Source organism: Sandarakinorhabdus oryzae, assembly GCF_009733735.1.
Lineage (GTDB): Bacteria > Pseudomonadota > Alphaproteobacteria > Sphingomonadales > Sphingomonadaceae > Sandarakinorhabdus > Sandarakinorhabdus oryzae.
Genome location: NZ_WNJP01000146.1, coordinates 1 through 6,907, shown reverse-complemented (window position 1 = coordinate 6,907; position 6,907 = coordinate 1). Strand labels below are relative to the sequence as shown.

Here is a 6,907-nt window from a genome sequence, read left to right as displayed (position 1 = left end):
GCCGGTGCCGCGCCACGGCCTGGGGCTGGCGATCAATGATCGCCTCGCTCGCGCCGCAGCGCCGCGCGGCTAGGCCGGCGCGCACCCTCTCTCCTGCACCGGGCAGGCAGGGGCCACCCGTTGTGCCCGGCACAGGAGAGAGAGGCCGCGCGGCCGTCGCGACTTGTTCAGAGCTTGCCGATCTTCTCGGCCGCCTCGCGCAGAATGGCGGCGATGGCTTCGGCGCGTTCAGCGCGCGATTCGGCATCGCGCACGGCGTCGCGCGCCGCTTCGCGCAGATCGTGCATGGCCTCGCGCAGCGGCTCGCGTTCGCGGTCCGTGTTGCACCGGGCCATCTCGCCCAGGCGCTCCAGCGCGTCCTTCAACTGCGCCTCGGCTTCTTCTAGGGCGGCGCGGCCGGCATCGGTGATGCTGTAGCGACGGCGGCCTTCCTCGCCAGCGACTTCGCTGATCAGGCCTTCATCGGCCAGCATGGCCAGCATCGGGTAGATCATGCCCGGCGACGGCGAATAGAGCCCGCCCGACATGTCCTCAATGGCCTTGATCAGGTCATAACCGTGGCGCGGCTCGTCCTTGAGCAGGTGGAGCAGGACGGCCTTCAGCGCCTCGGCGCCAAAGCGGCGGCGGCGCGGGCGCGGACCGCCATTGCCCCAGCCATCACCGAACTCATCGGCAAAGCGCTGCGCAAAGGCGGCCCAGCGGCCAGCGCGGCGGCCGAAATGGCCGCTGAACTCCTTGTGGAAACCATCGCGATCAAAGTGGAAACGGAAGTGCATGCGGGCGACTCCGGATGGGGGTGTGGAGGGCTTAAGATATATCTTGAGAGAGTGTATTGCAAGACCCACACAGCAGGTGCTTGCTGGCGTGGGCCGCGCGCCATAAGCTGATGCCGACTTCAGGGGGATCGCCATGACACGCACGCTCGCACTCGCCGCATTGCTGATGGCGGGCTCCGCGCTCGCCAGGCCCGTGGTGCTGACGGGTGGCCTGATCGTCGATGGCAGCGGCGCGGCGCCCTATCGCGGCTGGCTGGCGATGGACCGGGATCGCATCACCGGCATCGGGCAAGGCGCAGCGCCAGCGCGGGTGACGGCGGGCGCCACCGTCACCGATGTGAAGGGCCAGGCCATCGCGCCGGGCTTCGTCAACATGCTGAGCTGGGCCACGGAAAGCCTGCTGATCGATGGCCGCGCGCAGAGCGATCTGCGCCAGGGCATCACGCTGGAGGTGATGGGCGAGGGCAATTCGATGGGGCCGCTGAACCCCGAGATGAAGCGGCTGGCGGTGCAGCGGCAGGACGATCTCAAATACCCGATCACCTGGACGACGCTGGGTGAGTATCTGACCACGCTGGAGCAGAAGGGCATCGCGCCCAATGTGGCCAGCTTCGTGGGTCACACCACGGTGCGCGTGCACGAACTGGGCGAGAGTGATGTCGATCCGACGCCGGAGCAGCTGCAGCGCATGGCGGGACTGGTGCGCGCCGCGATGAACGAGGGCGCGCTGGGGCTGGGCACGTCGATGATCTATGCGCCGGCGGCCTATGCCGAAACGCCGGAACTGATCGCGCTGGCAAAGGCGAGCGCGGCCTGTGGCGGCATGTACATCAGCCACATGCGATCAGAAGGCGACCGCATCGAGCAGGCGGTAGACGAGCTGATCGAGATCGCCCGCCAATCGGGTGGCCCGGCCGAGATCTGGCACATGAAGATGTCGGGCCAGAAGAATTGGGGCAAGATGGATGCCATCCTGGCCAAGATCGAGGCAGCCCGCGCACAGGGCATCCGCATCACGGCCGACATGTACAACTACACCGCCGGCGCCACCGGGCTGGATGCCGCCATGCCCCTGTGGGTGCAATCGGGGGGCCTTGAAAAATGGATCGAGCGGCTGAAGGACCCGGCGATCCGCGCCCGGGTGAAGGCCGAGATGATGGACGACAACGCGCCGTGGGAAAATCTCGCCCGCCGCGCCGGCAGCTCGGACAAGGTGCTGCTGCTGGGCTTCAAGAACCCCAGGCTGAAGCCGCTGACCGGCAAGACGCTGGGTGAAGTGGCGCGCATGCGCGGCACTAGCCCGGAAGACACCGCCATCGATCTGGTGATCGAGGATGGCAGTCGGGTCGGCACGGCGTACTTTCTGATGAGCGAGGAAAATGTGAAGCGGCAGACGGCGTTGCCGTGGATGAGCTTTGCCTCCGATGCCGGAGCGCCCAGTGCCGAAGGCGTGTTCCTGCTCAGCCAGGATCACCCGCGCGCCTATGGCAATTTCGCCCGGCTGCTGGGCAAATATGTGCGCGAGGAAGGCACGACCACGCTGCAGGACGCGGTGCGGCGGCTCAGCCACCTGCCGGTGAGCAACCTGGGCATCACGGATCGCGGGCTGCTGCGGCTGGGCTATTTTGCGGACGTGGTGGTGTTCGATCCGGCGACGATCAGCGATCACGCGACGTTCGCCAAGCCGGCGCAATATGCCACCGGCGTGTCGAACGTGTGGGTGAACGGCGTGCAAGTGCTGAAGGGCGGCGCACCGACGGGGGCGGCCGCGGGCCGGTTCGTGAAGGGGCCGGGCACCGGCAAGTGTCCGGCATGAGGCCTTACTGGCTGCGCGCCAGCAGCGCCTTCAGCTCGCCCTCCCAGAACACACTCCACGTGTGGGTGCTGTGCCCGCGCGTCTCGGCGCTTTCGGGGATCAGCACATATTTGCCCTTGGGCATCGCCTTCACCCAGGCCGCCGGCTGGCCGACACCGGGCGGATTGATGAAGTCATCGGCGCTGTTCACCCAGGTGATCGGCACGGCGATGCGCGACAGCCGGGCCAGCGGCTTGTAATTGCGGCTGGCGTCGAGCTGATAGAGGCGATCATTGGCGTCGGCGCTGCTGGCCAGGCCCTGCGCCATGGCACGTTCGGCAGCGGCATCGGCGGCGGCGCGGGTCGGGAAATCGGCCTGCATCCTGACCGGGGCAGAGCTCGCCATCGCCTGCAGCGCCACGCCCACGCGCATGCCGTTCAACGGTTGCTTGGTGTAATTGCCGCCCTGCCAGTCGGGATCGGCCTTGATCGCCTGGATCGCCATCGCCCGCCACATGCGGTTGCGCCCGGCCAGCTCGATCACGTTGCAGGCCAGCGGCATGATCGCCTGGGCGCGATCGGGCAGGTCCACCCCGAACTGGAAGCCCATCATGCAGCCCATCGATGTGCCCATCAGCAGGCGCAACTTCTTCACGCCCAGAGTGTCGAGCAGCAGGCCCTGGGCGCGCACCATGTCGCCATAATCATAGGCCGGGAACGCCATCTTCAGCCCGTCGCTGGGCTTGGACGAGCCGCCGTGGCCGATGGCATCGGGCAGGATGATGAAATACTTGCCGGCATCCAGCGTGCCGCCCGGCTCGAACAGGCGAGCGAACTGCGGCTGCAGGAACTGCGCGCCGGTGCCGCCGGTGCCGTGGCCGATCATCACCGCGTTGATCACCTCGCCCATCGCGTTGCGGATGGGCGTGCCGATGGTGCGGTAATGCTGCTTCAGCTCCGGCAGGGTCTGGCCGTCGGCGAAGCGGAAATTGGTGGTGGTGAAGTCGGCTTCGGAGACAGCGGGGGCCGCGGCGGCGCTGGTGGCGATGAGGGCGGCGAGGGCGATGGCGCGGACGAACATGATGGTGGGCTCCCCGGATACGAGTGGGCGGTTCTTTGCCGGACACGGCGGCAAGCGCAACGAAATTTGTGCCTGGCGGGCGTAGCCGGCGGCAGAGCCGCAGGGTCTGCTGGGGGAGGCAGGAAAAGAAGGAAGGGCGCAGCCAGGCCCCGCCGTCGGACGACACACGAAAAAGGCGACCCGAAAGTCGCCTTCTTTGCTCTCTGGTCCAACGCCTTCCAGCTGGCTTCATGAAGACCTCAAAGCCAGGCAAGCATCTTGATGGCGCTGGGCCTTGGCGGCAAGAAAGCGGGCACGCCCGGTTCCTGCAACAGGTCGGCAGGTCCGGTCGACGGCGTGAATCATGGGCCCGCCGTGCGGGCGGGGGCCATGCAATCGGGAGGACGATGATCGGCCGTCGCCATGGAACTCGCATGAAGACGGCCGTTGGTCAGGCGATCTGCATGCGCAGCATCCAGACATATTTCTCGTGATCACCCAGACGCCGGGTGAGCAGATCGACGGTGACGATGTCGTCATGCGCCTCGGCGACGTCGAGGGCATCGCGGAGCGTCTGGCAGACCAGGCCATTGTCGCGCATCAGCATCGCCACCTGCTGGCCGGTGTCGTTCGGCCGGTCTTCATCGCTGATACTGCTCAGCCGGGCATAGGTGGCCAAGCTGGCCGGGGTCTTCTGGCCCAGCGCACGGATGCGCTCGGCAATCTCGTCGATGGCCGCGTAAATCTCGCCATACTGCTGCTCGGTCAGCTTGTGCAGGCCATAAAAGGCGGCACCAGCCACGTTCCAGTGCACACCCTGGGTCTTGATGAACAATTGGAAGCTGTCGGCCAGAACCTTGCCGAGCTCGTCGGCGACTTCGACATAGGCGCTGTCGCTGAGACCAGTGCCGGGCGCGAATTCGCTCTGCCGGGCAGTCAGACTGGGGTTGCCGGTGTCGGTGAGGGCAACAAGATCATCAGAGGAGCGGGATTTGGCCATTGGGGGAAACCTTTGTGGGGAGGAAGGGGCTGGCGGTGGCCGTGTGCCGGTATGCTGCCGTGTCCGCCCTCAATCGTCAGTGGGCGGTTCGATGGCTTCGGCGATGCTGGCCGTCTTGTGCGCCGGCAACAGCACCAGGGCGAGAATGAAGCCTGACAGCAACAGGCAGATCGCGTTGGGCACGATGATCGCCGGGTCGCCGCGCAGCAGACCATAACAGGTCCACAGCACGAATCCGGCGCAGGTGAGGCTGCAGGCGGCAACCGACAAGCCTTCGGTGTGGCGATCCTTGATGATCTTCCAGGCCTGGGGCGTGAAGCTGACCACCGACAATGTGGCGGCCAGGCCACCGATCCATGCGGCCGTGGCCATGCGCAATCTCCGGCGGCAGGTAAACGGCGCCCGTGGCGGCCAGGGCGCTGGCCGCCACGGTGCCCCGGTTCAGCACCGTGAACCGGGGATCAGCCGATCAGTTCGCGCGGTTCCGGAATCCGTCGATCTTGCCGTAATAGCTGTCGATCTCGTCCGAATTGCTGCCGTAATCGAAGCTGTCGATTTCATCGCGGGTGAACATCGGCGCTGCGTTCAGTGCATCGCGGGTCAGGTTCACGACATAGCCCTTGTTGTCCAGATCATAGGACAGGCCGTTCCACGGCAGCTGGTGATATTTTTCACCCATGCCCAGGAAGCCGCCGAACGACATCACGGCAAAGCGCACCTGGCCGGACATCTTGTCGATCATCAGTGCCTCGACGCTGCCCAGCTTCTCGCGGTCGCGGTTGTAGACGTTGGTGCCGGTGACGCGCTCGCTGCTGATCAGCGAGCCGCTGTTGGTGGGCGGGGTTGGCGTGACGGTGGTGGGATTGGAACTCATGGGATTGTCCTTTGTGTGCAGGAAGAAAGCCGCATCCTTGGGGGCAAGACGGGCGGCGGCGGCGGCCTGCATGTCCGCTGCCCGGATTGTCCGTCATGGCCTCTTCAACCCGCCAGTCATGGGCCGGTTCCCGCTGCGACGAACCGCCGGTCGCAAATCAAGCCGGCTGGAACCGGAGGGTTCGCAGGGCGTTGTCAAATCCACAGCTGGGGGCAGCGCCATCAACCATAGAAGGACGACCGTCGATGCCCCAGTTCATGGAAGACGCACCCGTGTCGGGCCGGCGTCCCGTATTGATTGTCCTCTCGCATCTGCGCTGGGATTTCGTCGTGCAACGCCCGCATCATCTGCTCACCCGCGCCGCAACTGATTTCGATATCTGGTTCATGGAAGAACCGGTGATCGAAGGCAGCATCGCCATGGTGCGCGAGCTGGACCGGGCGGGCGGCATCACCATCGTGCAACCGGTGCTGCCCGCCGGCACCAGTGCCGCCGATGCCCTGGCCCACCAGGCCGACATCTCCGCCCGGCTGATCAGGCGCGCCGGCGCTGCGCCGGTGTGGCTCTGGTATTATACGCCGATGGCGCTGGCCTTCGGACGACAGCTGTCTGCGGACCTCGTGATCTATGACAAGATGGACGAGCTGTCGGCCTTTGCCTTTGCCCCGCCGGAACTGGCCGCGTGGGAAGCCGCCCTGTTGCGGGAGGCCGATCTGGTCTTCACCGGTGGTGCCTCGCTGCAGGCGGCGGCCAGCCTGCACCGCAGCGATGCCCATTTCTTCCCGTCCAGCATCGATGCCGCCCATTTCGGCCGCGCGCGCGAACACGGACTGGCCGATCCCGACAGCCAGCGCGGCATCCCCCACCCGCGCATCGGCTATTTCGGCGTGATCGACGAACGCATGGACCTGGTTCTGGTCTCTGAAGTGGCGGCGCTGCGGCCGGACTGGCAGTTCGTGATGATCGGCCCCACCGCCAAGATCGATCCCGCCAGCCTGCCGCAGGTCAGCAACATCCACTGGCTGGGCGCCCGCCCCTATGCCAGCCTGCCGCATTATCTGGCGCACTGGGATCTGGCGTGGATGCCCTTCGCCCGCAACGAGGCGACGCGCCACATATCGCCCACCAAGACGCCGGAATTCCTCGCCGCCGGCCTGCCGGTCATCTCCACCCCGATCGCAGACGTGATCAGCAGCTATGGCCGGCTCGGGCTGGTCGATATCGCGCTTGATGCGCCCGACGTGGTGGCCAGCGCCCGCCAGATGCTGCGCGTGGCCGCCGATCCGGCGCAGCACCGCCAGCGGCTGGCGGCCGTTGATGCCCATCTCGCCGGCAACAGCTGGGACGCGACCTGGGCGGCCATGCACGGCCTGATCACGGCGGCGGCCGCGACGACGCCGCT

At 66.5% G+C, this 6,907-nt stretch carries 7 protein-coding genes; 2 read left to right on the top strand and 5 right to left on the bottom strand.

Features of this window, described 5'->3' with window-relative positions:
- Window positions 1-167: 167 nt before the first annotated feature.
- The gene (locus tag GJ693_RS12515; protein ID WP_197042171.1) at window positions 168-776 is read right to left on the bottom strand and encodes a PadR family transcriptional regulator; all 609 of its coding nucleotides are present in this window, start codon (window positions 774-776) and stop codon (window positions 168-170) included.
- Between the two features lie 133 nt (window positions 777-909).
- On the opposite strand from GJ693_RS12515, the gene GJ693_RS12510 reads away from it, so the two are divergent.
- The gene (locus GJ693_RS12510; protein ID WP_156256625.1) at window positions 910-2,592 is read left to right on the top strand and encodes an N-acyl-D-amino-acid deacylase family protein; all 1,683 of its coding nucleotides are present in this window, start codon (window positions 910-912) and stop codon (window positions 2,590-2,592) included.
- A 4-nt stretch (window positions 2,593-2,596) separates the two neighbouring features.
- On the opposite strand, the gene GJ693_RS12505 is transcribed toward GJ693_RS12510, so the two are convergent.
- From GJ693_RS12505 to GJ693_RS12490, 4 genes are all read right to left on the bottom strand, one after another.
- Window positions 2,597-3,652 (bottom strand): alpha/beta fold hydrolase, encoded by a 1,056-nt coding sequence (locus GJ693_RS12505; RefSeq protein ID WP_156256624.1) that lies wholly within the window; start codon window positions 3,650-3,652, stop codon window positions 2,597-2,599.
- Between the two features lie 430 nt (window positions 3,653-4,082).
- Window positions 4,083-4,631 carry a Dps family protein gene (locus GJ693_RS12500; RefSeq protein WP_156256623.1) on the bottom strand — a complete coding sequence of 183 codons (549 nt, stop codon included), beginning with the start codon at window positions 4,629-4,631 and terminating at the stop codon, window positions 4,083-4,085.
- Window positions 4,632-4,700: 69 nt separating this feature from the next.
- Window positions 4,701-5,003 (bottom strand): SemiSWEET family sugar transporter, encoded by a 303-nt coding sequence (locus tag GJ693_RS12495; RefSeq protein ID WP_156256622.1) that lies wholly within the window; start codon window positions 5,001-5,003, stop codon window positions 4,701-4,703.
- Window positions 5,004-5,100: 97 nt separating this feature from the next.
- Window positions 5,101-5,505 (bottom strand): PRC-barrel domain-containing protein, encoded by a 405-nt coding sequence (locus tag GJ693_RS12490; RefSeq protein ID WP_156256621.1) that lies wholly within the window; start codon window positions 5,503-5,505, stop codon window positions 5,101-5,103.
- Window positions 5,506-5,750: 245 nt separating this feature from the next.
- Here GJ693_RS12490 and GJ693_RS12485 point away from each other — a divergent pair.
- The coding region (locus GJ693_RS12485) for a glycosyltransferase (protein WP_197042170.1) at window positions 5,751-6,907 on the top strand (1,157 nt) is incomplete at its 3' end.